The sequence below is a fragment of the Rathayibacter sp. VKM Ac-2928 genome (genome assembly GCF_022815545.1).
GTDB lineage: Bacteria > Actinomycetota > Actinomycetes > Actinomycetales > Microbacteriaceae > Rathayibacter > Rathayibacter festucae.
In genome coordinates, this window is the sequence record NZ_JALGRU010000001.1 from 1,593,122 (window position 1) to 1,617,102 (window position 23,981).

Genomic DNA, 23,981 nt, shown 5'->3' on the forward strand with positions numbered 1-23,981 from the left:
CGCGGTAGGATCGTCGCGGCCGGTGAGCGACACGCTCCGAGAGCCCCCACCCAGGCATCATCACCACCGACGCGGTGCCGCCCATATCGAACCGGAGAACCATGACCGTCGCCGACCGCCTCCCCGCCAAGCCCGCCCTCGAGGGCCTCGAGAGCAAGTGGGGCCTCGTCTGGCAGACGGACGGCACCTACCGGTTCGATCGCACCGGGCTCTCCCGCGCGGACGTCTACTCGATCGACACCCCGCCGCCGACCGCCTCCGGCTCGCTGCACATCGGGCACGTCTTCTCCTACACGCACACCGACGTCGTCGCGCGCTTCCAGCGCATGCGCGGCAAGAGCGTCTTCTACCCGATGGGCTGGGACGACAACGGCCTGCCCACCGAGCGCCGGGTGCAGAACTACTACGGCGTCCGCTGCGACCCGACCCTGCCCTACACGCCGGACTTCGTGCCGCCGTTCGAGGGCGGCGACAACAAGAGCAGCAAGGCGGCCGACCAGAAGCCGATCTCCCGCCGCAACTTCATCGAGCTGTGCGAGCGCCTCACCGTCGAGGACGAGAAGCAGTTCGAGGACCTCTGGCGCACCCTCGGCCTCTCGGTCGACTGGACGCAGAGCTACCGCACCATCGGCGAGGAGTCGCAGGCCGCGTCGCAGCGCGCCTTCCTGCGGAACCTCGCCCGCGGCGAGGCCTACCAGGCGCAGGCGCCGACCCTCTGGGACATCACCTTCCGGACCGCGGTCGCGCAGGCCGAGCTCGAGGACAAGGACCAGCCCGGCGCGTACCACCGCATCGGCTTCCACCGCGACGGTGCGGAGGACGTCTTCATCGAGACGACCCGCCCCGAGCTGCTGCCCGCGTGCGTCGCCCTCGTGGCGCACCCGGACGACGAGCGCTACCAGGCGCTCTTCGGAACGACCGTGCGCACTCCGCTCTTCGACGTCGAGGTGCCGGTGCTCGCGCACCACCTCGCGCAGAAGGACAAGGGCTCGGGCATCGCGATGATCTGCACCTTCGGCGACCTGACCGACGTGGTCTGGTGGCGCGAGCTCGATCTGCCCAACCGCGCGGTCATCGGCTTCGACGGCCGCCTGATCTCCGAGGCGCCCGCCGCGATCGAGAGCGAGGCCGGCCGTGCCGCGTACGCGCAACTCGCCGGCAAGACCGTGTTCTCCGCGAAGCAGACCGTGGTCGCGCTGCTCACCGAGTCGGGCGAGATGGTCGGCGAGCCCCGCCCGATCGTGCACCCGGTGAAGTTCTTCGAGAAGGGCGACAAGCCGCTCGAGATCGTCTCGACCCGCCAGTGGTACATCGTCAACGGCGCCCGCGACGCGGCGCTCAAGGAGCGCCTGCTCGAGCTCGGCCGCGACGTGCGGTTCGTGCCCGAGTTCATGCGCGTCCGCTACGAGAACTGGGTGAACGGCCTCGCCGGCGACTGGCTGATCTCGCGCCAGCGCTTCTTCGGCGTGCCGATCCCGGTCTGGTACCCGCTCGACGGCGACGGCAACCCGGTGTTCGACGCGCCGATCGTCCCCGAGGAGTCGGCGCTGCCCGTCGACCCGTCCTCGGACGCCGCCCCCGGCTACTCGGAGGACCAGCGCGGCGTGGCCGGCGGCTTCCAAGGCGAGCTCGACGTGATGGACACCTGGGCGACCTCCTCGCTCACCCCGCAGCTCGCCGGCGGCTGGGAGCGCGACGACGAGCTCTGGCAGCTGGTCGCGCCCTACGACCTGCGCCCCCAGGGGCAGGACATCATCCGCACCTGGCTCTTCTCGACCCTGCTGCGCTCGCAGCTCGAGGACGGCCGCGCGCCGTGGAGCACCGCGACGGTCTCGGGCTTCATCGTCGACCCCGACCGCAAGAAGATGTCGAAGTCGAAGGGCAACGTCGTGACGCCGGCCGGCATGCTCGAGCAGCACGGCTCGGACGCGGTGCGCTACTGGGCCGCCTCCTCGCGCCTGGGCACGGACGCGGCCTTCGACCCGCAGAACCCGACGCAGATCAAGATCGGCCGCCGCCTGGCGATCAAGGTGCTCAACGCGGCGAAGTTCATCCACGGCTTCCCGCTGCCGGAGGGCGCGACGGTCAGCGACCCGCTCGACCTGAGCATGCTCGCCGCGCTCGACGGCGTGGTCGCCGACGCGACGACGGCGCTGGAGAACTACGACCACGCCCGTGCGCTCGAGACCACCGAGGCGTTCTTCTGGACGTTCTGCGACGACTACCTGGAGCTGGTGAAGGAGCGCGCGTACGGCGAGGACGGCGCGTCCGCGGCCGCCGCCCTGCACCGTGCGCTGGACGTGCTGCAGCGGCTGTTCGCGCCGTTCATCCCGTTCGCGGTCGAGGAGACCTGGTCCTGGTCGCACGACGGCTCGGTGCACGTGCAGCCGTGGCCGGAGCAGGCCGCTCTCGGCGGCGACCCGGCCGTGCTGACCGCCGCCAGCACCGTGCTGACCGCGATCCGCCGGGCGAAGACCGATGCGAAGGCCTCGCAGAAGACGCCGGCCCGGTCGGCCGTCGTCACCGCTCCGGCCGAGCTGGTGGCGTCGCTGCGACTCGCCGCGGGCGACCTCGCGGCCGTCGGCCGGATCGCGGAGCTCGACTTCGCCGAGGGTGACGCGCTGGCCGTGCAGATCGAGCTCGAGACCGAGCCGACCGCCTGATCACCCGGGGAGCGGGCTCCGGCCCGCTCCCCCTCTTCTCGAGAGGAACACCCCATGCAGCTCGGAACGCGCTGGCCGGTCGGCGGAGACACGCCGTCCACCCTGCCCGAGATCGTCGTCACCGCCGTCCGCGACGTGGAGGGCGAGCTCGCCGCCGCCGGCACGGACAGCTCCGCCTGGCGCTGGACGCTGACCTGGCTCGAGGGCAAGCCCGTGCTCGAACTCGACGACGGCACCACCATCACCTACCGCCCGGACGAGGACGCCGCCTACATCACCCAGCCGCAGGGCCGCGTCGAGGGCGAGGACGACGACTGGGGCTGAGCGGCTGACGGCGTGGATCTCGATACGCGCGCTGCGCGCGCTACTCGATCAGCATGGGTGGGCCGCTGCGCGGGCTGCTCGATCAGCATGACGTTCCATGCTGGTCGAGTAGCCGCGCAGCGGCGTATCGAGACCCACCGTCTCCAGCAGGGCGGGACCGCGGACCCCGCCCGCGGACGCGGCGCCCCTAGGCTCGCTGGATGAGCACTTCCGCCGCCGTCGCCGTCCTCCTCGAGCCGAGCGCGCTGCCGCACGGGCTGCCCGACTTCGCGGCGGTCGAGCCGGAGGCGTACCGCCCGGCGTTCGACGAGGCGCTGCGGCGGCACCGCGCGGAGATCGAGGCGATCGCTTCCTCCCCCGACGAGCCGACGGTCGAGAACACGCTGGTGGCGCTCGAGCGCTCCGGCCGGGAGCTGCGCCGGGTCAGCGCGGTCTTCTTCACGGTGGGCGCCTCCGATCGCACGCCGCTGACCGACGCTGTGGAGGAGGAACTCGCTCCCCTGCTCTCCGCGCACGACGACGCGATCACCCTGGACCCGCGCCTCTACGCCCGGGTCCGCTCGCTCGCCGACCGCGAGGCGACACTCGACCTGGACGCGGAAACCGCCTACCTGCTCGAGCGCGTCCTCCTGCGCTTCGAGCGCGCGGGCGCCCTCCTCGACGACGCCGGCAAGACCCGGCTCAGCGCGCTGAACGAGCGGCTGTCGAGCCTGACCACCCGGTTCGACAAGAACCTGCTCGCCGACACCAACGAGCGGGCCGTGCTGCTGGAGCGCGCCGAGAAGCTCGACGGACTCGACGCCTCCGAGATCTCCGCCGCCGCCCGCGCCGCCGCGGATCGCGGTGCCGACGGCTACCTCGTGACGCTGCCGCTCTACTCCGGGCACCCGTGGCTCGCCCGCCTGCGCGATCGCTCCGTCCGCGAGCGGATCCTGCGCGCCTCCCTCGGCCGCGCCGGGGAGAGCGGAGCGCACGACAACCGGGAGGTCCTGCTCGACATCGTCGCCCTGCGCGCCGAGCGCGCCGCACTCCTGGGCCACTCCTCGCACGCCGCGTTCGTGATCTCGGGCCAGACGGCCGGCACACCCGAGCGCGTCCGCGCCCTCCTCGAGGAGCTCGCGATCCCCGCCGCCCGGAACGCCCGCGCCGAGCTCGAGCAGATGCAGCAGCAGGCCGACACCGAGCAGGACGCCGCAGGACGGCCGCGCTTCATGCTCGAGGCCTGGGACCGCGCCTTCTACGAGGAGCGCGTCCGCACCGCCCGCTACGCCGTCGACTCCAGCGCGCTCCGCCCCTACTTCGAGCTCGAGCGCGTCCTGCGCGAGGGCGTCTTCGCCGCCGCCACCGGGCTCTACGGCGTCCGGTTCGCGGAGCGGCCCGACCTGGTCGGGCACAGCGCGCACGTCCGCGTCTTCGAGGTCGCGGAGGAGGACGGCACCCCGCTCGGTCTGTTCCTCTTCGACCCGTTCACGCGCGACTCGAAGCGCGGCGGCGCCTGGATGAACTCGCTCAGGACCCGGACGACGCTGCTCGGCGACTCCGCCGTCGTCGTGAACACGCTGAACATCTCGGCGCCCGGCGACGGGGAGGCGGCGCTGCTCAGCCTCGACGAGGTCGAGACCCTCTTCCACGAGTTCGGGCACGCGCTGCACGGCCTCTTCGCGACCACGCGTTACCCCCGCTTCGGCGGCACGAGCGTCTTCCGCGACTTCGTCGAGTTCCCGAGCCAGGTCAACGAGATGTGGATCCGCCACCCGGAGCTGCTGCCCGTCTACGCCCGGCACGTCGAGACCGGTGAGCCGCTGCCGGCCGCCGTCGTCGAGCAGCTCGAGGCGGCGGCGCTCTGGGGCGAAGGCTTCGCGACCACGGAGTACCTGGCCGCCGCCCTGCTCGACCTCGCCTGGCACGAGACGCCCGCCTCCGCCGACCGCGCCGACGTCGTGGAGTTCGAGACGCGCGCGCTGGAGGCCGCCGGGCTGCTGAACGCCGCGATCCCGCCGCGGTACCGCAGCACCTACTTCAAGCACGTCTTCTCGGGCGGCTACTCCGCGGGCTACTACTCCTACATCTGGAGCGAGATCCTGGACGCCGACACCGTCGAGTGGTTCGAGGACAACGGCGGACTCGACCGCGCGGCCGGCGAGCGGTTCCGGCGGCGGATCCTCGAGATCGGCGGCTCGCGCGACCCGCTCGTCGCCTACCGGGAGTTCCGCGGGCGCGACGCGCGCACCGAGCCCCTGCTGCGGCGCCGCGGACTCGCCTGATCCAAGGGCGCGTCCCAGGGGTCAGGAGTGGCGGGCCACCCGACGCGGGTGCAGCCAGGCCAGCACGACCAGCCCCACCACCAGGCCCCAGAACGCGGAGCCGATCCCCGCGACCGCGATGCCGGACGCGGTGACGAGCAGGGTCGCCGCGGCGGGCAGACGCAGTCGCGCGTCCTCGACCGCGGCCTGCACCGACGAGACGAACACGCCGAGCAGCGCCAGCCCGGCCACCGCCTCGATCAGCAGCGGACTGGCGGAGGAGACGAGTGCCGCGGCCGCTCCCGCGACCGCGCCGAGCACCAGATAGGACGCTCCCGCCGAGACCGAGGCGATCCACCGCCGCTCCGGCTGCGGCGAGGCCTCCGGACCCGCGGTCAGAGCAGCACTCAGCGCCGCGTAGTTGACCGGCACTCCCCCGAACACCGCCGAGACGCCGGAGGCGAGGCCGCTCGACACGATCGCCGGACGGGAGTGCGCCTCGAAGCCGAAGCTCGACAGCACCGCGATGCCGGGGATGTTCTGCCCCGCCATCGTGACGACGTAGAGCGGCAGCCCGATGCCGACGATCGCGCCGATCTCGAAGACCGGGGCGACGAACTCCGGGACCGGCAGCAGCGGCGCCCCGGCGAGGGCGGCGCCGTCCGTGACGAGCAGCAGCACGATCGCGAGCGCGATCGCCGCCGGCACCGCCCAGCGCGGCAGCAGGCGGAGCAGGATCAGCCAGAGCGCGATCACCGGCAGCGCGAGCAGCGGGATCTCGACCGCCGCCCGCACGGGCGCCAGCACGAGCGGGAACAGGATGCCGGCGAGCATCGCGTTGGCGAGCGGCCGCGGGATGCGCGCCACGAGCCTCCCGAGCGCCGGCCAGAGCCCCGTCACGACGATCAGCGCGGACGCGACGAGGAAGGCGCCGACGGCGCGGTCGAAGCCCCCGGGCAGGGTCGCGGTGGCGGCGAGCAGGGCGGCGCCCGGGGTGCTCCAGGCGAAGGTCATCGGCACCCGGTAGCGCACGCTCAGCGCGATGCAGAGCACGCCCTGCAGGACGCAGACCGCGAGCAGACCCGACGCGGCCTGAGCATCGGTGGCGCCGACGGCGACGACGCCCGCGAGGACGATCGCGAACGAGCTGGAGAAGCCGGTGAGGGCGGCGACGATCCCGGCGAGGAGCGGCTGGACGATGACGGTGCCTCCGGTCGCTGACCCGGCCGAGCGCTGAGCCGGCGGACGCATCGGCGATGCGCTCCGCCAGAGTAGGGAACCGCGTCGCGCCCGGGCGCACGAACGCCGGGCCAATCAGCGCGAACTGGTCACGCGACGGCCCGGCGGAGGCGGCTCAGGCGCTCTTCTCCTGGCGGCGCGGAGCGTGCGGCACGATGGTCGGCGCGGCATTGTCGAGAACCGCGGCGCGAGTGACGACCACGCGGGCGACCTCGTCGGAGGACGGCACCTCGAACATGATCGGGCCGAGCACCTCCTCGAGGATGGCGCGGAGACCGCGGGCGCCGGTCTGCCGCAGCACGGCGAGATCGGCGATCGCCTCGAGGGCGCCGCGGTCGAACTCGAGCTCGACCCCGTCGATCTCGAACATCCGCTGGTATTGCTTGACCAGCGCGTTGCGCGGCTCGGTCAGGATCTGCATCAGCGCGACCTGGTCGAGCTGCGTGACGGTGGTGACCACAGGGAGGCGGCCGATGAACTCGGGGATGAGCCCGAACTTGTGCAGGTCCTCTGGGAGCACCTCGCTGAAGATGTTGATCTCGTCCTGCTTGTTGTGCAGCGGGGCGCCGAAGCCGATGCCGCGCTTGCCCGCGCGCGAGGAGATGATGTCCTCCAGCCCGGCGAAGGCGCCGGCCACGATGAACAGTACGTTCGTCGTGTCGATCTGGATGAACTCCTGGTGCGGGTGCTTCCGACCGCCCTGCGGCGGCACGGAGGCGACGGTGCCCTCGAGGATCTTCAGCAGCGCCTGCTGCACGCCCTCGCCAGAGACGTCGCGCGTGATCGACGGGTTCTCGGCCTTGCGGGCGATCTTGTCGACCTCGTCGATGTAGATGATGCCGGTCTCGGCCCGCTTGACGTCGTAGTCCGCGGCCTGGATCAGCTTGAGCAGGATGTTCTCGACATCCTCGCCGACGTAGCCCGCCTCGGTCAGCGCCGTCGCGTCGGCCACGGCGAACGGGACGTTCAACCGCTTGGCCAGCGTCTGCGCGAGGTAGGTCTTGCCGCAGCCGGTGGGGCCGATCAGCAGGATGTTGCTCTTGGCGATCTCGATCTCGTCGTGGATCGCGTCCGCGGCGGTGATGGTGTTGCGCACCCGCACGCGCTTGTAGTGGTTGTAGACCGCGACGGCGAGGGCGCGCTTGGCCTGCTCCTGGCCGATCACGTACTCCTCGAGGAAGCCGTAGATCTCCTTCGGCTTCGGGAGGTCGAACTCGTGGCTCGTCTCCTCGCTCGACTCGGAGAGGCGCTCCTCGATGATCTCGTTGCACAGCTCGACGCACTCGTCGCAGATGTAGACGCCGGGACCGGCGATGAGCTGCTGGACCTGCTTCTGGCTCTTGCCGCAGAACGAGCACTTCAGCAGGTCGGCGCTTTCGCCAATACGTGCCACGGGGATGCCCCACTTCCTTGTCGTGCGTCGGTGCTCTCGGGCGGCGGTGCCGTCGAGCGTCTCGCAGAGGGCGGTCATGCGGAACCGCCGAACTCAGGACCGAGCCTAGCCGCTGAGCCGAGAGGGCTCGGCAGGCGGGCCGGATCGGCGGACCATTGCCCCGTCCGTGTCGGTTTGCTACGGTCCGGCGGCGCGCATCCGTCCGCCGGCACGCGGAAGGGCCGGGCGGCGGATCGCTCCGCCTCCCGGCCCCTCGACGATCGGTCGCTCTCCCGAGGTCAGACCGTGAGGGCGGGAACGCCCTTGCGGCTGGTCAGGATCTGGTCGATCAGTCCGTACTCGAGCGCGTCGTCGGCGCCGAGGATCTTGTCGCGGTCGATGTCCTTCTTGACCTGCTCCGGGGAGCGGTTGGAGTGGAAGGACAGCGTCTTCTCGAGCCACTCGCGCATGCGCATGATCTCCGCGGCCTGGATCTCGATGTCCGAGGCCTGGCCACCGCCCTGCTGCACGGCCGGCTGGTGGATCAGGATGCGCGCGTTCGGCAGCGCCAGGCGCTTGCCGGGCGTGCCCGCCGCGGTGAGCACCGCTGCGGCCGACGCGGCCTGACCGAGGACGACGGTCTGGATGTGCGGGCGGATGTACTGCATGGTGTCGTAGATCGCCGTCATCGCGGTGAAGGAGCCACCGGGCGAGTTGATGTACATCACGATGTCGCGGTCCGGGTCCTGGCTCTCGAGCACGAGGAGCTGGGCCATGATGTCGTCCGCGGACGCGTCGTCGACCTGCACGCCGAGGAAGATGATGCGGTCCTCGAAGAGCTTCGCGTAGGGGTCCTGGCGCTTGTAGCCGTAGGCCGTGCGCTCCTCGAACGTGGGGAGGATGTAGCGGGAGGAGGGCGCGGCTCCGGAGCCGAAGGCCGTCCCGCCGAAGGTGGGTGTGTTCATTGTCTCTTCCTGATCTCTCGGCGCGTCGGGGTGCTCAGCTGTCGGTGGCGGTTCCGCCGCCGCCGGCGACGTCGGTCGCCGAGGAGCGGATGTGGTCGACGAAGCCGTAGGCCAGGGCCTCCTCGGCGCTGAACCAGCGGTCGCGGTCGCCGTCCTCGTTGACCTGCTCGACGGTCTTGCCGGTCGCCTTCGCGGTGATCTCGGCGAGGCGCTTCTTCATGTCGAGGATCAGCTGCGCCTGGGTCTGGATGTCGGACGCGGTGCCGCCGAACCCGCCGTGCGGCTGGTGCAGCAGGACGCGCGCGTTCGGCGTGATGTAACGCTTGCCCTGGGTCCCCGCGGTGAGCAGGAGCTGACCCATGGACGCCGCCATGCCGATGCCGACCGTCACGATGTCGTTCGGCACGAACTGCATCGTGTCGTAGATCGCCATTCCCGCGGTGATCGAGCCGCCGGGCGAGTTGATGTACAGGAAGATGTCCTTCTCGGCGTCCTCGGCCGCGAGGAGCAGGAGCTTCGCTGCGATCTCGTTCGCATTCTCGTCGCGCACCTCAGAACCGAGCCAGATGATCCGGTCCTTGAGAAGGCGGTCGAAAACACTGTTGGGCATCGCCATATCGGCCATGTGTCGCTCCGTTTCAGTTGTCGCTTCGGAGGCGAATCTATCGGACGGCACCCGGGCGACCCGGCCGTGTTCGCCGGGGGCGGAGCCGGAGCGGCCGGTGTTCGCCCGGGGCGGACTGCGGACGGGACCCGGGCCGGGGCTCGACCCCGGACTCGGGCCGAGACGACGAGAGCCGCCCCCGGTGATCCGGGAGCGGCTCGTGTCGTTCTGCGTCGAGGACTACTCGGCGGCCGGGATCTCCTCGGCGGCCGGAGCCTTCTTCTTCGCGGGGGCGCGCTTCTTCTTGGGGGCCGGAGCGGCCTCCTCCTCGGCGGGCGCCTCGGCGGCGGCGGGGGCCTCCTCGACGACGGCCTCCTCGACGACCTCGGCGGCGGGCGCGTCGACCTCATCGGTCGCGGCGTCGGCGTCCGTCTCGTCCGCGTCGTCCCCGGGGACGGCGGTGAACGCGGTCAGGTCGACGGCGTTGCCCTCGGTGTCGGTGACCTTCGCCTTGCCCAGGACGATCGCGAGCGCCTTGTTGCGGGCGACCTCGCCGACCATCTGGCCGATCTGGTTGTTCTCGGAGAGGATCTTGATGAACTCGTTCGGCTCCATGCCGTACTGCGCCGCACCCTGGATCAGGTACTGCGTGAGCTCGTCCTGGCTGACCTGGACCTTCTCCTGCTCGACGACGTGGTCGAGGAGGATCTGGGTCTTGAAGGTCTTCTCGCTCGCCTCGGTCACCTCGGCGCGGTGCTCGGCGTCCTCGAGGCGGTTCTCGCCCTCGAGGTGGCGGTGCACCTCGTCCTCGACGAGCGCGGCGGGGACGGGGACCTCGACGAGGCCGAGGAGGGCCTCGACGAGCTTCTCGCGCGCCTGGCCGCCCTGACCGAAGGTCTTCTGCTGGGCGGCCTGCTCCTTGAGCGAGTCGCGCAGCTCGGCGATGGTGTCGAACTCGCTGGCGATCTGCGCGAAGTCGTCGTCGGCGTCGGGGAGCTCGCGCTCCTTGACGGCGGTGAGCGTGACGGCGATCTCGGCCTGCTGGCCGGCGTGGTCGCCACCGAGCAGCGGAGCGGTGAACGTGGTGCTCTCCCCCGCGGTGAGCGAGTCGAGCGCCTCGTCGATGCCCTCGATCAGCTCGCCCGAGCCGAGCTCGTAGGAGATGGCGTTGGCCGTGTCGACCTCGACGCCGTCGATGGTCGCGATGAGGTCGATCTGCGCGAAGTCGCCGGTCGTCGCGGGGCGATCGACGGTGACGAGCGTGCCGAATCGGCTGCGGAGCTTGTCGAGCTCGGCGTCGACGTCGGCGTCGGTCACCTCGGCCGCATCGACCGTGAGCTCGAGGCCGTCGTAGGCCGGGACGGTGATCTCGGGGCGGACGTCGACCTCGATGGCGAGCTCGAGGTCGCCGGTGAAGTCCTTGTCGCTCGGCCAGGCGACGATGTCGGCCTGCGGGCGGCCCAGGGGGCGCACCTCGGTCTCGCGGACGGCCTCGCGGTAGAAGCCGTCGAGCCCCTCGTTGACGGCGTGCTCGAGGACGGCGGCCTTGCCGACCCGCTGGTCGACGATCGCCGGCGGGACCTTGCCCTTGCGGAAGCCGGGGACGTTGATCTGCTCGGCGATGTGGCCGTAGGCGTGGGTGATGCTGGGGCCGAGCTCGTCCGGGGTGACCGAAATCGCGAGCTTGACGCGGGTCGGGCTCAGCTTTTCTACCGTGGTCTTCACGTGAGGGGATCTCCTGTGCTGGTTGGTGTCGGCGCCGTGTGACCGGTCGTCACGGGTCGATGTCGTCACGATGAGTACTCGTGGTCGGGGCGACAGGATTCGAACCTGCGACCTCCCGCTCCCAAAGCGGGCGCTCTAGCCAAGCTGAGCTACGCCCCGGTTGCGCGGGCCGGTGCACCGTGCCGATGAGGACTCTCGTCGAGCCCTTCCTGCACGGTCACTGGCGCGACACGCCGAAATGGCCTTCGCAAGTGTACTGCACCGCACTCCTGCGGCCGGAACAGGCGCGCGGGGGCGGCTTCGCGGGTCGGCGTCGCCGCCGCTTCGCCTCGTGTACTACAGTGTCCTGGTGCCCGGTCGAGACGACGGGCCCCGCCCGAGAGGGCGGCCCGCGGCGGGTTCTCCGGACTGCCGATTCCGGGGCTGTAGCTTAGTGGTAAAGCCTCTGTCTTCCAAACAGATGATGCGAGTTCGATTCTCGTCAGCCCCTCCGATTCTTTCTTCCTTCTTGCTGGTCGAGTAGCCGCGCAGCGGCGTATCGAGACCCACGGTCCTCAGAAGGGATGAATCTCGACACGCCCTCTGCGAGGGCTACTCGATCAGCTGGGCTTCCGCGCGCTTCCGCATGCTGGTCGAGTAGCCGCTTAGCTGCGTATCGAGACCCACCGTGCTCAGCAGGGATGGATCTCGATACGCCCCCTGCGAGAACTACTCGATCAGCATGGCGGCGGAGCTCAGCGGACGGTGACGGCGACCGGGGCACTCGACGCGGTGTTGCCCGCGGCGTCCGACGCCTTCGCCACGACTAGGTGCTCGCCCTTGGGGAAGCCCTTGGTGGAGACGGTCAGCTTCCAGGTGCCGTCGGCCGCCTTCTTCGCCGTCCCGATCCGCGTGCTGCCCGTCCAGAAGACCAGGGACGTGGTGTCGGCGTCCGCGACCGCGACGAGGGTGACCGTTCCGACGACGGTGCTGCCCGCGGTCGGGCTGGTGACGCGCGAGGACGGTGCGGCCGTGTCTCGGGCCGGAGTCGGCGTCGGCGTCGGCGTACGCGTCGGGGTCGGAGAGGCAGTCGGAGTCGGAGTCGGAGTCGCGGTCGCGGTCGGAGTCGGCGATGCAGTCGCAGTAGCAGTCGGAGTCGCGGTTGCAGTCGGAGTCGCGGTTGCAGTCGGAGTCGCCGTTGCAGTCGGACTCGGGGTGGCGATCGGAGTCGCAGTCGGCGTAGCGGTCGGAGTCGCGGTCGGCGTGGCAGTCGCGGTCGGCGTAGCAGTCGCGGCCGGAGACGGAGTCGGGGTGGTGGTCGGGGAGGCCGTCGCGGTGGGGGACGCGGTCGGGGTCTCGGCAGGATCGGTCGGCTCGGGGACGGCTGTCGGTGCCGGGGAGGCGCTGGGCGTCGGCACGCTCGTCGGCTCAGCGGTCGGCGGAGCGGACGGCACGGGCGTCGACGTCGGCTCGGACGCCGCCCAGTCGGGCACGGCCTCGGGTCCCCAGAGGATGTCGGCGATCAGGGCCTGGCCGCGGGCGTTGGGGTGGAAGTAGTCGACGGTGGACACGATGTCGGGCGAGACGGCGGCGGCGGTGAAGGCGCCGTCGTCCCAGACGCAGCGGGAGCCGACGGCGGAGCAGGCCGCGGCGAGGGCGTCGTTGAACTGACGGGTGCGCTGCGCCGCTGCGGCGACCGCCGCGGTGTACGCGTCACCGGTCTGGACGACGTTGTCGGCCGTCGCCCCGCGGGTCGTGCGGCAGAGCCGGTTCGCGGGCCAGCCCGCCTCGGCCGGTCCCCCGCGCAGGCCCGCCCACTCGGACGCGATGTCCGGCATCGAGCCGACGAGGACCGTCGCCTCCGGCCAGGTCGAGCCGATCTGACGCAGCAGGCTCGACGCCGACGCGCTGAAGGACGCGGCGGGAGTCATCGCGTACCCGTCGGCGGCGCCCGTGAGGTCGGGGTGGCAGAGGTCGTTCCCGCCCACCAGGAGGGTGACGACGTCGGGGTCCGCGCCGGCCGAGGCGGCAGCGGTCACGGTCGAGGCGACGGCGTTGATCCGGCTCCCCGACTTGGCGTAGTTCGCCGTGGTGACGACGCTGCCCGGGTTCACCTCCTGGAGGCGGGTGGCGATCGAGCGGACCGCACTCGCGGTTCCCGTCGACCAGGAGTTGACCGGGCAGTCGGCGCGGGTGCCGCAGCTCGAGGCGCCACGGGTGATCGAGTCGCCGAAGGAGACGACCGACAGGGTCGGGGCCGGTTCGGCGGCCGCGGCGGGCACCGCGGCCGCGCCGACGAGGAGGAGGGCGATGAGGAGGAGGACGGACAGGGGGGAACGGCGGGCCGGGCGCGGGGGCATGACTCTGCTCTCGTGGGGCGACGTGGTGCCGCGGCAGCGGAGCGAGGCGGGGGCGCGGGCTCCGTCGACCGGGCGACCGGGGGACGGGGAGGGGAACCGCCGGATCCGCCCGGAGAAGTGCCGCTCAGGGAGCCCGGCCACTCCGGCGGTGCCGGCTGCTCAGAGCCTGGCCGACGGCGCGGCAGCACGGCACCGCCTCAGGACCGGCCTGCTCCCCCCATAGGTGAGGCGCGGCACGGGTCGAATCCTTCGGTGCGTCCTGCACCGCTCCGACGAGGACCGCCGCGGTCCCGTGGGGCGCCTGACGGCGGCCCCTGCTGGTCAGCGGACCGTGACGGTGACGGGGGCACTCGTCCCCGTGTTGCCCGAGCGGTCGGTCGCGGTGGCGACGAGATCGTGCTCGCCCTTCGGGAAGCCCCTGGTCGACACGGTCAGCGTCCAGCCGCCGTTCGCCGCGTGCTTCGCCGAACCGAGGCGGCGACCCTCGCTCGAGAAGACGAGCGAGGCGGTGTCGTCGTCGGAGACGGCGGCCAGGGCGACGTTCCCCGAGACCGAGTCGCCGGCGAGCGGGCCGGTGATGCGCACCGTCGGCGCGGTCGTGTCCTTCGTGCCGGCGAGGCCTCGGCTCGGGGTCGTGCTCGGAGTGGAGCCGGGCGCCGGAGCGCGGGTCGCTGCGCGTGCCGGGGTCGTGGGCCGAGCAGGAGTCACGGTCTTCGTCGCTCGGCGCGCGCCGGCCGGGGTCGGAGTGGCCTTCGGCGCGGGGGTGGTCTTCGACGACGGGGTGGTCGTCGGGGCGGGAGTCGTCGTCGGAGTGGGCGTCGTCGGGACCGGTGCGTCGGTGACCGCCGGCACCGGCGGGGAGACCGGAGCGCCCTGGGTGAGGCGCGCGGCCCAGGCGGGGACCGCCTCGGGACCCCAGAGCACCCGCGCGATCAGGGCCTGGCCCTGGACGTTCGGGTGGAAGGAGTCGACGCTCGAGACGATCTCGGGGCTGATCTCCGTGCGGCTGAGGGCGCCGCCGTCCCAGACGCAGTGCGGGCCCTCGGCCGCGCACGCCGAGGCGAGCGCGTCGTCGTACTGCCGCGTGCGCTCGGCCGCGGCCATCACCGTCGAGGTGAAGGCGTCACCGGTCTGGACGACGTTGTCGGCGAGGGCCCCGCGCGTCGTCCGGCACAGCTTGGCCGACGGCCAGGTCCTCGCGCCCGCGCCGGTCTGCACCGCGGCCCACTCGGACGCCACGTCCGGGACCGACCCGACGAGGACGGTCGCCTCCGGCCAGGCGGACCTGATCCGCTGCAGCGCACTCGTCGCGGACGCGGCGAACGCGTCGGCGGGCGTCATCGCGTAGCCGTCGGCGGCGGCCCGGAGATCGGGGTGGCAGAGGTCGTTGCCGCCGATGAGCAGCGTCACGACGTCGGGTCGGGCCCCGGCGGCCGCCGCGGCGGACACCGCCGAGGCGACTCCCGCGATCCGGCTGCCCGACTTGGCGTAGTTCGTCGACGTGACGGTGCGACCCGGGTTCAGCTCCTGGAGGCGGGTGGCGACGGAGTGGACCGCGGGTGCGGAACCGGTGGCCCAGGAGTTGACGGGGCAGTCGCCCCGGCCTCCGCAGGTGGTGGCGGCGCGGGTGATCGAGTCGCCGAACGAGGCGACCGAGAGCGCGGGGGCCTCGGCGGCGGTGGCGGACGGGGCGGCTGCTCCTCCGGCGAGGAGCAGTGCCGTGAGAGCGACGGTGGACAGGCGGGAACGGAGGGACATGGCTCTTCTCAAGGACGGTGATCAAGGAGGGCGGAGCACGGTCGTTCGACCGTCGGCTCCAGCGGTCGACCGACCGCGGTGAGGTCCGCGGACGACGGCGGCGGAACCTCGTGGGGAAAGGTATTTCCGCTCCTCCGCAGGCCGCCAACTTGTGGCACGGGTCGACTCGACTGGCGTTCATCGAGCAGTTGTCGGCATTTGACCACGTGGCGCACTCTGACGATCGGTGCGCCTCCCTCGAGCTAGCGGCCGACGGCGGCGGTCTGCTGGAGGTCCGCCGGAGACGGGCTCCCCTCGGACGGCTGCGCTCCGGCCGGACGGCCGAGCGTCACGCGCTCGGTCACGTTCTCGGGCATGCCGACCCGCGTCCTCGACTCGTCCGGGGCGCCGCTCGTCGAATCGGCGATGCCGATCTCGTCGAGCGTCGGGAGGTCCGCCGGAGCCGGAGCCGGAGCGCCTGCGGAGTGCGGGACCGCCCACGCGGGAACCGCCTCCGGGCCCCACAGGACGCTGGCGACCAGCGCCTGGCCGGCGACGTTCGGGTGGAAGTAGTCGACCGTCGAGAGGACGTCCTTCGTGACGGGCGTCCTGGTGAGAGCACCGCCGTCCCAGACGCACTGGGGGCCCGCTGCGGAGCAGGCCGCGGCCAGGGCCTCGTTGTACCGATCCGTGCGCTCCTCGGCTGCGGCGACCGTCGCCTCGAAGGCGGCCCCCCTCTGGACGTGGTTGTCGGCCTTGGCTCCGCGCGTGGTCCGGCAGATGCTGAAGAGTCCCCAGATCAACTCGCCCGGTGTGCCCTGGACGACCTCCCACTCGGACCCGATGTCCGGCACCGACCCGAGCAGCACGGTCGCCCGGGGCCAGGCCGAGCTGATCTGCCGGAGCAGACCCGACGCCGAGGCGGAGAAGTCCGCGGCGGGCGTCATCGCGTAGCCGTCCGGCCCGGCCGGGACGTCGGGGCTGCAGAGGTCGTTGCCTCCGATGAGGAGCGTGACCACGTCCGGAGCGGCCCCGGCCGCCTGTGCCGCCGTGACCGCCGCGGAGACCTCGGCGATGCGGCTGCCGGACTTCGCGCGGTTGTCGGTCGTGACCGTGCGCTGCGGAGCCACCTCCTGGAGGCGGGTCGCGATAGAGCGGACCTCGGGGGCGGAACCGGTCGACCAGGAGTTGACCGGGCAGTCGTCCTCCGTGCCGCAGGTCGCGGCGGCTCGGGTGATCGAATCGCCGAAGGCGACGACGGACAGCTCGGACGGTGTCGCGGCGGCGGCCGCGGGGGCGATCGCCCCTCCCGCGAGCACGGCCGCGGCGAGGCCGAGGACGATCAGGGGGGAACGGCGGGGACGATGCGGGGACACGATTCTCCTCGGGAAGAGTGGGACGGAGACAGAGGTGTCCGATCGATCGGCGAGCCGTCGATCCGAGGGCGGCGACCGCACACCGGAGTGCCACGGCGGAACCTGTTCCCGAACGATAGAGACGCTCACCGCAGAGGCGGGAACTTCTGGCGCCGATCGGGCTCCTGGCGCTCCCTGACCGCCTCAGTCGGTCCCGGCGCCGGCCGCTCCCCGATGCAGCTCGGCCAGGTCGAGGTACGACGCGGCGTTGCGGCGGATCCCGTCCCGCTCCTGCTCGGACAGCTCGCGGCGCACCTTCGCCGGAACGCCCGCGACGAGGGAGCCCGGCGGCACGACGGTGCCCTCGAGCACCACTGCGCCGGCGGCGACGAGCGACCCGGAGCCGATCACCGCCCCGTTCAGGACGGTCGCGTTCATCCCGACGAGCACGTCGGACTCGAGGGTGCAGCCGTGCAGCACGGCGTTGTGCCCGACCGAGACACCCGAGCCGAGTGTCGCGTCGAAGCCCTCGTCCACGTGCACGATCACGCCGTCCTGCAGGTTGCTGCCGCGGCCGATCCGGATGCGCGCCTTCTCCGCGCGGAGGACGGCGCCGTACCAGACGCTCGACTCCTCCTCCAGCTCCACCGCCCCGACGAGGGTCGCGCCCGGGGCCACCCAGGCCGAGTCGGCGACGACCGGGGATCCGCTCGGCAGAGCGATCAAGCGGGCGTCCGGGTGCGCTCCTGGTGCCATGCGATCGGTCCTCCTCCTCGGCGGACTTCGCGGTCGCCGGATCCCAGTGTCGCAGGGGCGTCGGGCACCGCCCGGGCGGCGATCCTGGCCGGTCGTCGGACCCTGACCACGATCTGTCCCCGTCCGGGGCACGCGCGGAGGAGGCGGCACGACTTAGGCTGACCCCGGTCCGGGGGGATTTCCGTGACCGACGGAACAAGGGGACGGCAATGCGACGACGTACCGCACGGGCGACGATCATGGGAGCGCTCGCAGCCCTCCTCCTGGTGCCGATGGTGGCCACCGCGCCGGGCAGCTCGGCGAGCGCCGCCGCCGACACGGTGAAGCCGGTTGTGAGCATCACCGCTCCGACGAGCGGATCGACGGTCTCGGGGACGATCTCCCTGAAGGCGACGGCGACGGACGCGGTCGGGACCACTCAGCTCTCGTTCTGGGAGGGCACCCGCCGTCTGGGCTACGCCACCGTGCAGGCGGGCGTCTGGTCTCTGCCGCTCGACACCCGGACGCTGACCGAGGGCTCGCACGTCTTCGTGGCCAAGGGCAAGGACGCGGCGGGGAACATCGGCAACAGTGCCGCCACGCGCGTCACCGTGCAGAACACCGGCTCGACCCCCGTTCCGACGACGAGTCCCTCCCCCACGCAGACCCCGGTCCCGTCGGCGACGCCCACCGCGACGACCACTCCCTCGCCGACCGCGAGCCCGACGACCGCGCCGAGCCCCAGCGCCACGCCGACCGCCACGGGCTCGCCGAAGCCCGACACGACGAAGCCGACCGCGCGCATCACCTCGCCCGCCACGGGGAGCACCGTCCCGCGGACCGTGACGCTCGTCGCCACCGCGTCGGACGACGTCGGAGTCACCGCTCTCTCCTTCTGGTCCGGCTCCACCCGGGTCGGGAACGCCGTGCAGCAGGCCTCCGGCGACTGGTCGCTCACCACCTCGAGCCTCGCCGTGACCTCGCACGTGATCATCGCCAAGGCCCGCGACGCCGCCGGCAACATCGGCAGCAGCGGCTCGATCGCGCTGACCGTCTCGGCCACGGCACCGACGACGCCGCCGACCGCGACTCCGACGCCCACCGCGACCCCGACGAGGACTCCGACGCCCACGGCGACGCCGACCGCCACCGCGACACCGACCGCGACCCCTACGGCCACCCCGACCGCGACGCCGACCCCCACGGCGACGCCCACCACTCCCCCCACCGTGCCCGGCGTTCCGGCGCCGCTCGCGCAGTGGGACTTCACCCAGTCGGCCGCGCCGTACTACTCCACGGCGAACGACCTGCCGCTGCTCCAGGCGGGCAAGACCAAGGCCACGGCCACGTCGACGCCCTGGGGCTCCGGGATCTCGATGACCGGGTCGAGCTTCCTCCGGGTGCCGCAGGAGTCGGCGGGTCGCCTGACGATCGGCGCCACGGGCAACGCGGTCACCGTCGCGAGCTGGGTCTACATGACCGACGACAGCACCGGCTACGTCGCCGGCGCCTGGAACGAGCACGGTGAGCGCGCGGGCCGCTCCTACGGCCTCTTCTACGACCTCGGCCTCTACGGCGGTGACGAGCGATCGGCCTTCCACGTCTCGCGGACCGGCGGCCCGACCCCCGGCTATCCGTACTCCCGCGACTACTCGGCCTCGGGGAACACGTTCACTCGGAACACCTGGCAGCTGCACGTCGGCACCTACGACGGCACCTACGCGGTCTCCTACCTGGACGGCACCTCGGTCGCCTACCCGCGCTTCGTCGACAACAAGGGCGCGACCTACGCGAAGAACCCGTACCTCTTCACCGAGGGCCTGAACCCGAACGCCGGCGACTTCACGGTCGGCGCGGTCGAGCTCACCTCGGGCCCCGGCAACTACGCGAAGGGCACCTTCGCGAAGATCCGGGTCTGGGACAAGGCCCTCACCGCCGACCAGGTCAAGGCGCTCTACGACACGGAGCGGACGGCGCTGAAGTAGGCGTCGGGACTGTCTCTTCCGCGTCGGAGGCCGATGCTGATCGAGCAGCCCGCGCAGCGGGCGTATCGAGATCCACCAGCGTCAGGACCGGAGTCTGCAGACCCGACCTGCTGACGACGGTGGGTCTCGATACGCCCCTTCGGGGCTACTCGACCAGCATGATTGCGGGCGCATCTCGGCAGATCGCATCGCCGTGACGGCAGGCATGCTGATCGAGTAACCCGCGGAGCGGGCGTATCGAGATCCACCAGCGTCAGAGCAAGGGTCTGCAGAGCCGCCCAGCTGACGGCGGTGGGTCTTGATACGCCCCTGCGGGGCTACTCGACCAGCATGGAGGGGCCTCACCGGCGAGACGCGGTGCGACTACTCGGCCGGCTCAGCGCGCGGCGCGGAGCCAGGCCAGCACCGCGAGCACGCGGCGGTGGTCCGAGCCGGAGTCCTCGAGTCCGAGCTTCTGGAAGATCGAGGTGACGTTCTTCTCGACCGCGCCGACGCCGATGAAGAGCGCGGCGGCGATGCCGGCGTTCGTGCGCCCCTCGGCCATCGCCTCGAGCACCTCGCGCTCGCGCGGGGTCAGGAGCGCCAGCGGGTCGCGGTTGCGCTGGAGCAGCGAGGCGACGACCTGCGGATCGAGCACAGTCCCGCCCGCCGCGACGCGCTCGACGGCGTCGCGCAGCTCCTCCACCGAGGCGACGCGGTCCTTGAGCAGATAGCCCATGCCGCCCTCGCCCGAGCCGAGCAGCTCGTGCGCGTAGGTCACCTCGACGTACTGGCTGAGCAGGAGCACGGCGATCCGCGGGTGCAGGCGCCGGAGGTCGAGGGCCGCGCGGACGCCCTCGTCGCGGAAGGTGGGCGGCATGCGGACGTCGAGCACGGCCACGTCCACCGAGGACGGCTCCGCGGCGACGGCCGCGAGCAGCCCCTCGGCGTCGCCGTGGGCTCCGACGACGGAGAAGCCGGCGTCCTCGAACAGTCGGACCAGGCCCTCGCGCAGGAGGACGGAGTCCTCGGCGAGGGCGACACGGATCGGTGAGGCGGGCGGCACGCCCTCAGGATAGGGCGGGCGGCGGTGCGGGCAGGAACGGCACGTGCACGCCCACCGTGGTCGGGCCGCCCGGGGGCGAATCGACGGTGAACAGCCCGCGCAGCCCGCTGACGCGCCCGGCGACCCCCTCGAGACCGTGACCGGGCAGGGGCGAGGCGCCGCCGACGCCGTCGTCGACGACCCAGACGTCCAACCAGCGCTCCGGTCCGCCCGTCCCCCGCACGTCGAGGTGCACGCGGATCGAGCGGGCCGACGCGTGCTTCGACGCGTTCGCGAGCAGCTCGGCGACGACGAAGTAGACGCTGCGCTCGACCTCGGGCGGCACCTCCGTCACCGGATGCTCGACCAGCACCTCGACGGGCACCGGGCTCATGACCGCCAGCGAATGCACCGCAGCGGTGAAGCCCCGGTCCTGCAAGATCGGCGGCGCGACTCCCCGGGAGAGCGCGCGCAGCTCGTCGAGCGCCGAGCGGACGTGCTCGCGCGCCTCGTCGATCAGCGCCGCCGCCGAGTCGGGATCGGAGCGCACCCGGTTGAGAGCCGATCCGAGGTCCATCTGCACCCGGATCAGCCGCTGCTGCGGACCGTCGTGGATGTCGCGCTCGAGCCGGCGCAGCGCCCGGTCCTCGGCGGCGACCGCCGCACCGCGGGAGACGCTGAGCTCCGCGACCTCGCGCTGCAGCGCCTCCGAGCCCCAGGGCCCGAGCAGCAGCCGATCGACCAGGAATCGCGCGAGGGTGAGCCCGCGGGTGACGAACGGCAGCGTCGCGAGGAACAGGACGACGAGCGCGACATCGGCCAGCACCAGGAAGGCCGTGGGCGGCCCGGCAACGCCGAGGACTGCGCTCGACTGCCCGGAGACGAGCCGGACGATCACCGAGGAGTCGCCGGCGAGCAGCGCCGTCAGCGAGCCGAGGCCGGCCCAGCTCCAGAGCCCGAGGACCGCGGCGAAGACGAGCGCGAGCAGCGGCGCCACGACGAGCGTGTGCAGCAGCGCGAGCCAGTAGTGCCCGTCGACGACCGGGCCGTAGAGGGCGAAGGTGGCGGGCGCGACCGAGGCGGGCGGACGCCGCCACTGTGGTTCCTCGATCCGCGGGCGGCCGGCGAGCCGGTCGAGCGCTCGGGTCGCCCGAGCGAAGCCCCGGGCGGTGTGCAGTGCCAGCGGGAGGAAGACCGCGCCGATCAGCACGCCGATCAGGCCGAGGCCCAGGGCGAGGGCGACTCCGGTCGCGAACGCACCCGCCAGCGCCAGTGGGACGGCGAGCAGGAGCGACAGGGCCTCGCGGGGCAGCTCGCGCCAGAGCCGGAGGTACGCCGCGGAGGCCTCACCGAGGGCGGTCGGCGCTGCGGGCACGCGAGCCTCCTCCACCGGTCCTCGCGAACGCGCGGACATCCTCTCGAGGGTACCGGCGACCCTTCGCGGCGATGCGGGGGCTGACCCCCGGTTCCGTCTCGGAAGCCCACCGCACGTGCCTGGCCGGCACAGGCCAGGCTCCCCTTCTCCCGCCTTAGCCGAGCCTGCACTTCCTTGCGAACACTGGGCTGCGGCGTAGTGTTGACGATCAGTCACCCCCTCTCGAAAGGAACAGACGATGTCCACTGCATCCGTCGCGTCGCTCACCTCGTCGAACCCGGATGTCGCATCCGGAGTCGCCCAGTTCCTCAGCCCGGTCGTCGTCGAGATGACCGCCCTGGCCGTCAACAGCAAGCAGGCGCACTGGCACGTGCGCGGCGCCAACTTCATCGGCGTGCACGAGCTGCTCGACGTCGTCGTCGGCCACGCGATCGAGTGGGCCGACGTGGCCGCCGAGCGCGTCGTCGCCCTCGGCCTCCCCGTCGACGCCCGCATCCAGACCGTCGCGTCGGCCACGCAGACCGCGCCGCTCACTCCGGGCTTCCAGCGCTCCGAGAACGCCATCGTCGAGGTCATCGGCCTGATGGACGTCGCGATCACCACGGTCAACACCGCGATCGCCGAGCTCGCCGACATCGACGCGAGCAGCCAGGACGTCGCGATCGAGATCGGCCGCGGCCTCGAGAAGGACCGCTGGTTCCTGTTCGCGCACGTCAGCGAGAGCTGAGCACGCGCCTCCCACGCCGCGACGGCCCGTCGGATCCTCGGATCCGGCGGGCCGTCCGTCGTTCACGATCCGGTCAGACCTCGTGCGTGACGCGTCCGGCGAGCAGTGTCGCGGCGACCGGCATCGAGCGCAGCTGCTCGCCGTCGGAGGCGAGCGGGTCGCGCTCGACGACGACCAGGTCGGCGACGTCTCCCCCCTGCGGAGCGAGCCGCCGGGTGCGGGTCGACGCGACGAGCGCCTCCGCGACCGTGACCCGCTGCTCGGGGTGCCACGGCTCGTCGCCGTCCCGGGCGCGGGAGACGGCGGCGGCGATCGCCACCCAGGGGTCGAGCGGCGCCACCGGGGCGTCCGAGCCGAGCACGACCGTCGCTCCGGAGTCGATCAGCGAGCGCAGCGCGAAGGCCCGGCCGGTCCGGCCCTCCCAGTAGCGGTCGGCGACCTCCCGGTCGTCCAGCGCATGTGCCGGCTGCACTCCCGCGACGACGCCGAGCCCGGCGAAGCGCGGGAGGTCGGCGTCGGAGAGCAGCTGCGCGTGCTCGATGCGGCCGCCGCCGACCTTGGCCAGGGCGTCGAGCGCGACCGTCGCGGCCGCGTCGCCGATCGCGTGGACCGTCGGCCGGATACCCGCCGCGGCCGCCCGCGCGAGCAGCTCGTCGAGCTCCGCGGGGTCCACGGTGAGGACGCCGCTGCCCTCGTGCCCGGCGTACGGGTGCACGCAGTACGCGGTCCGGGTGTTCAGCGAGCCGTCGATCAGCACCTTGAGCGGACCCATCCGGAGCAGGCCCTCACCGCCCTCGACCTCGTCCCCGGTGCGCAGGCCCTCCGCGATCGCCCGGTCGAGGTGGTCGCGGTAGACGCCGATGTCGACGCGCAGGGAGCGGGTGCCGCGGGCGATCCGCCGCGTCCAGTCCCCCGCGTTCCAGCGCATCTCGAGGTCGACGACGCCGACCACGCCGCGGGCTGCCGCGCGGCGCGCCGCCTCGTCGGCCAGCTCGTCGAGCTCGTCGTCGCTCAGCGCACCGAGCGCCGTGACGAGGCGGAAGCAGGGCTCCTCCCGAAGGATGTCGTCCTGCGCGGGGAAGCCGTAGCGGCGCAGCGCCGCGGAGTTCACCCAGGCGCAGTGCAGATCGCCACTGACCAGGACCACCGGTCGCTCCGGCGCCACCGCGTCGAGCAGCGCCGTCGTCGGCAGGTCGGGCCAGAGCCCGTCGCGGAAGCCGAAGCCGACGAGGGTCGCCGGCGAGTCCGGCGCCTGGGCCAGCCGCGCACGGACCGCCTCCACCGCCTCCGCCGCCGACCGCGCCGTCGAGACGTCCAGGCGGGGCGCGGTCATCGACCACTGGGAGAAGTGCACGTGCTCGTCCCAGAGCCCGGGCAGCAGCCAGCGGCCGTCGAGGTCGCGCACCTCGGCGTCGCCCGTCCTGGTGCCGTCGAGAGCGCCGTCCGGAGCGATCGCCTCGATCCGGCCGTCGCGGAGCAGCACGGACACCGGCTCGTCGCGGCCGAGGAGCCGCGCGGTGCGCAGGAGCAGGCTCGGGGTCACGGGGTCCTCTCGGTCGTCGCTCATCA

The 23,981-nt window shown here is 72.4% G+C and carries 17 protein-coding genes and 2 tRNA genes; 6 read left to right on the forward strand and 13 right to left on the reverse strand.

The window, feature by feature from the left end; all coding sequences use genetic code 11:
• Window positions 1–101: 101 nt before the first annotated feature.
• The 3 genes from valS to MT350_RS07355 all read left to right on the forward strand — a co-directional run bounded on the left by valS (window position 102) and on the right by MT350_RS07355 (window position 5,251).
• On the forward strand, window positions 102–2,663 hold the full coding sequence (gene valS / locus MT350_RS07345) for a valine--tRNA ligase (protein ID WP_243599172.1): 2,562 nt from the start codon (window positions 102–104) through the stop codon (window positions 2,661–2,663).
• Between the two features lie 54 nt (window positions 2,664–2,717).
• Entirely contained in the window at window positions 2,718–2,987 is a 270-nt protein-coding gene (locus MT350_RS07350; protein WP_123736916.1) for a hypothetical protein, read from the forward strand.
• Window positions 2,988–3,187: 200 nt separating this feature from the next.
• The gene (locus tag MT350_RS07355) at window positions 3,188–5,251 is read left to right on the forward strand and encodes a M3 family metallopeptidase (RefSeq protein ID WP_243599171.1); all 2,064 of its coding nucleotides are present in this window, start codon (window positions 3,188–3,190) and stop codon (window positions 5,249–5,251) included.
• A 21-nt stretch (window positions 5,252–5,272) separates the two neighbouring features.
• Here the strand turns inward: MT350_RS07355 and MT350_RS07360 are convergent, their stop codons facing one another.
• The 6 genes from MT350_RS07360 to MT350_RS07385 form a co-directional block, all read right to left on the reverse strand.
• Window positions 5,273–6,481 (reverse strand): benzoate/H(+) symporter BenE family transporter, encoded by a 1,209-nt coding sequence (locus tag MT350_RS07360; RefSeq protein WP_243599170.1) that lies wholly within the window; start codon window positions 6,479–6,481, stop codon window positions 5,273–5,275.
• A gap of 103 nt (window positions 6,482–6,584) precedes the next feature.
• Window positions 6,585–7,862: an ATP-dependent Clp protease ATP-binding subunit ClpX gene (clpX, locus tag MT350_RS07365; RefSeq protein WP_123445812.1), complete on the reverse strand. Its 1,278-nt coding sequence runs from the start codon at window positions 7,860–7,862 to the stop codon at window positions 6,585–6,587.
• Between the two features lie 278 nt (window positions 7,863–8,140).
• Complete coding sequence (locus MT350_RS07370) at window positions 8,141–8,806, reverse strand: ATP-dependent Clp protease proteolytic subunit (protein ID WP_123445811.1); 666 nt, start codon at window positions 8,804–8,806, stop codon at window positions 8,141–8,143.
• A 34-nt stretch (window positions 8,807–8,840) separates the two neighbouring features.
• Window positions 8,841–9,482, reverse strand: a complete 642-nt coding sequence (locus MT350_RS07375) for an ATP-dependent Clp protease proteolytic subunit (protein ID WP_260300538.1) — start codon at window positions 9,480–9,482, stop codon at window positions 8,841–8,843.
• Window positions 9,483–9,650: 168 nt separating this feature from the next.
• The gene (gene tig / locus MT350_RS07380) at window positions 9,651–11,135 is read right to left on the reverse strand and encodes a trigger factor (protein ID WP_243599169.1); all 1,485 of its coding nucleotides are present in this window, start codon (window positions 11,133–11,135) and stop codon (window positions 9,651–9,653) included.
• Between the two features lie 81 nt (window positions 11,136–11,216).
• Window positions 11,217–11,294 (reverse strand) — tRNA-Pro (locus MT350_RS07385).
• A gap of 260 nt (window positions 11,295–11,554) precedes the next feature.
• Here MT350_RS07385 and MT350_RS07390 point away from each other — a divergent pair.
• A tRNA-Gly gene (locus tag MT350_RS07390) sits at window positions 11,555–11,625 on the forward strand.
• 244 nt (window positions 11,626–11,869) lie between these two features.
• Here MT350_RS07390 and MT350_RS07395 read toward each other — a convergent pair.
• The 4 genes from MT350_RS07395 to MT350_RS07410 form a co-directional block, all read right to left on the reverse strand.
• Complete coding sequence (locus MT350_RS07395; RefSeq protein WP_243599168.1) at window positions 11,870–13,474, reverse strand: GDSL-type esterase/lipase family protein; 1,605 nt, start codon at window positions 13,472–13,474, stop codon at window positions 11,870–11,872.
• A gap of 321 nt (window positions 13,475–13,795) precedes the next feature.
• The gene (locus MT350_RS07400; RefSeq protein WP_243599167.1) at window positions 13,796–15,232 is read right to left on the reverse strand and encodes a GDSL-type esterase/lipase family protein; all 1,437 of its coding nucleotides are present in this window, start codon (window positions 15,230–15,232) and stop codon (window positions 13,796–13,798) included.
• 242 nt (window positions 15,233–15,474) lie between these two features.
• On the reverse strand, window positions 15,475–16,587 hold the full coding sequence (locus tag MT350_RS07405) for a GDSL-type esterase/lipase family protein (RefSeq protein WP_243599166.1): 1,113 nt from the start codon (window positions 16,585–16,587) through the stop codon (window positions 15,475–15,477).
• A gap of 183 nt (window positions 16,588–16,770) precedes the next feature.
• Complete coding sequence (locus MT350_RS07410; protein ID WP_243599165.1) at window positions 16,771–17,322, reverse strand: gamma carbonic anhydrase family protein; 552 nt, start codon at window positions 17,320–17,322, stop codon at window positions 16,771–16,773.
• Between the two features lie 209 nt (window positions 17,323–17,531).
• On the opposite strand from MT350_RS07410, the gene MT350_RS07415 reads away from it, so the two are divergent.
• Entirely contained in the window at window positions 17,532–19,286 is a 1,755-nt protein-coding gene (locus MT350_RS07415) for an Ig-like domain-containing protein (protein ID WP_243599164.1), read from the forward strand.
• A gap of 376 nt (window positions 19,287–19,662) precedes the next feature.
• On the opposite strand, the gene MT350_RS07420 is transcribed toward MT350_RS07415, so the two are convergent.
• Together MT350_RS07420 and MT350_RS07425 are read right to left on the reverse strand one after the other, a co-directional pair.
• Window positions 19,663–20,331: a response regulator transcription factor gene (locus MT350_RS07420; protein ID WP_123703482.1), complete on the reverse strand. Its 669-nt coding sequence runs from the start codon at window positions 20,329–20,331 to the stop codon at window positions 19,663–19,665.
• Between the two features lie 4 nt (window positions 20,332–20,335).
• Complete coding sequence (locus MT350_RS07425; RefSeq protein ID WP_243599163.1) at window positions 20,336–21,685, reverse strand: sensor domain-containing protein; 1,350 nt, start codon at window positions 21,683–21,685, stop codon at window positions 20,336–20,338.
• Between the two features lie 238 nt (window positions 21,686–21,923).
• On the opposite strand from MT350_RS07425, the gene MT350_RS07430 reads away from it, so the two are divergent.
• Complete coding sequence (locus tag MT350_RS07430) at window positions 21,924–22,412, forward strand: Dps family protein (RefSeq protein ID WP_243615614.1); 489 nt, start codon at window positions 21,924–21,926, stop codon at window positions 22,410–22,412.
• A 73-nt stretch (window positions 22,413–22,485) separates the two neighbouring features.
• Here the strand turns inward: MT350_RS07430 and MT350_RS07435 are convergent, their stop codons facing one another.
• Window positions 22,486–23,979: an amidohydrolase gene (locus MT350_RS07435; RefSeq protein ID WP_243599161.1), complete on the reverse strand. Its 1,494-nt coding sequence runs from the start codon at window positions 23,977–23,979 to the stop codon at window positions 22,486–22,488.
• Between the last annotated feature and the right edge of the window lie 2 nt (window positions 23,980–23,981).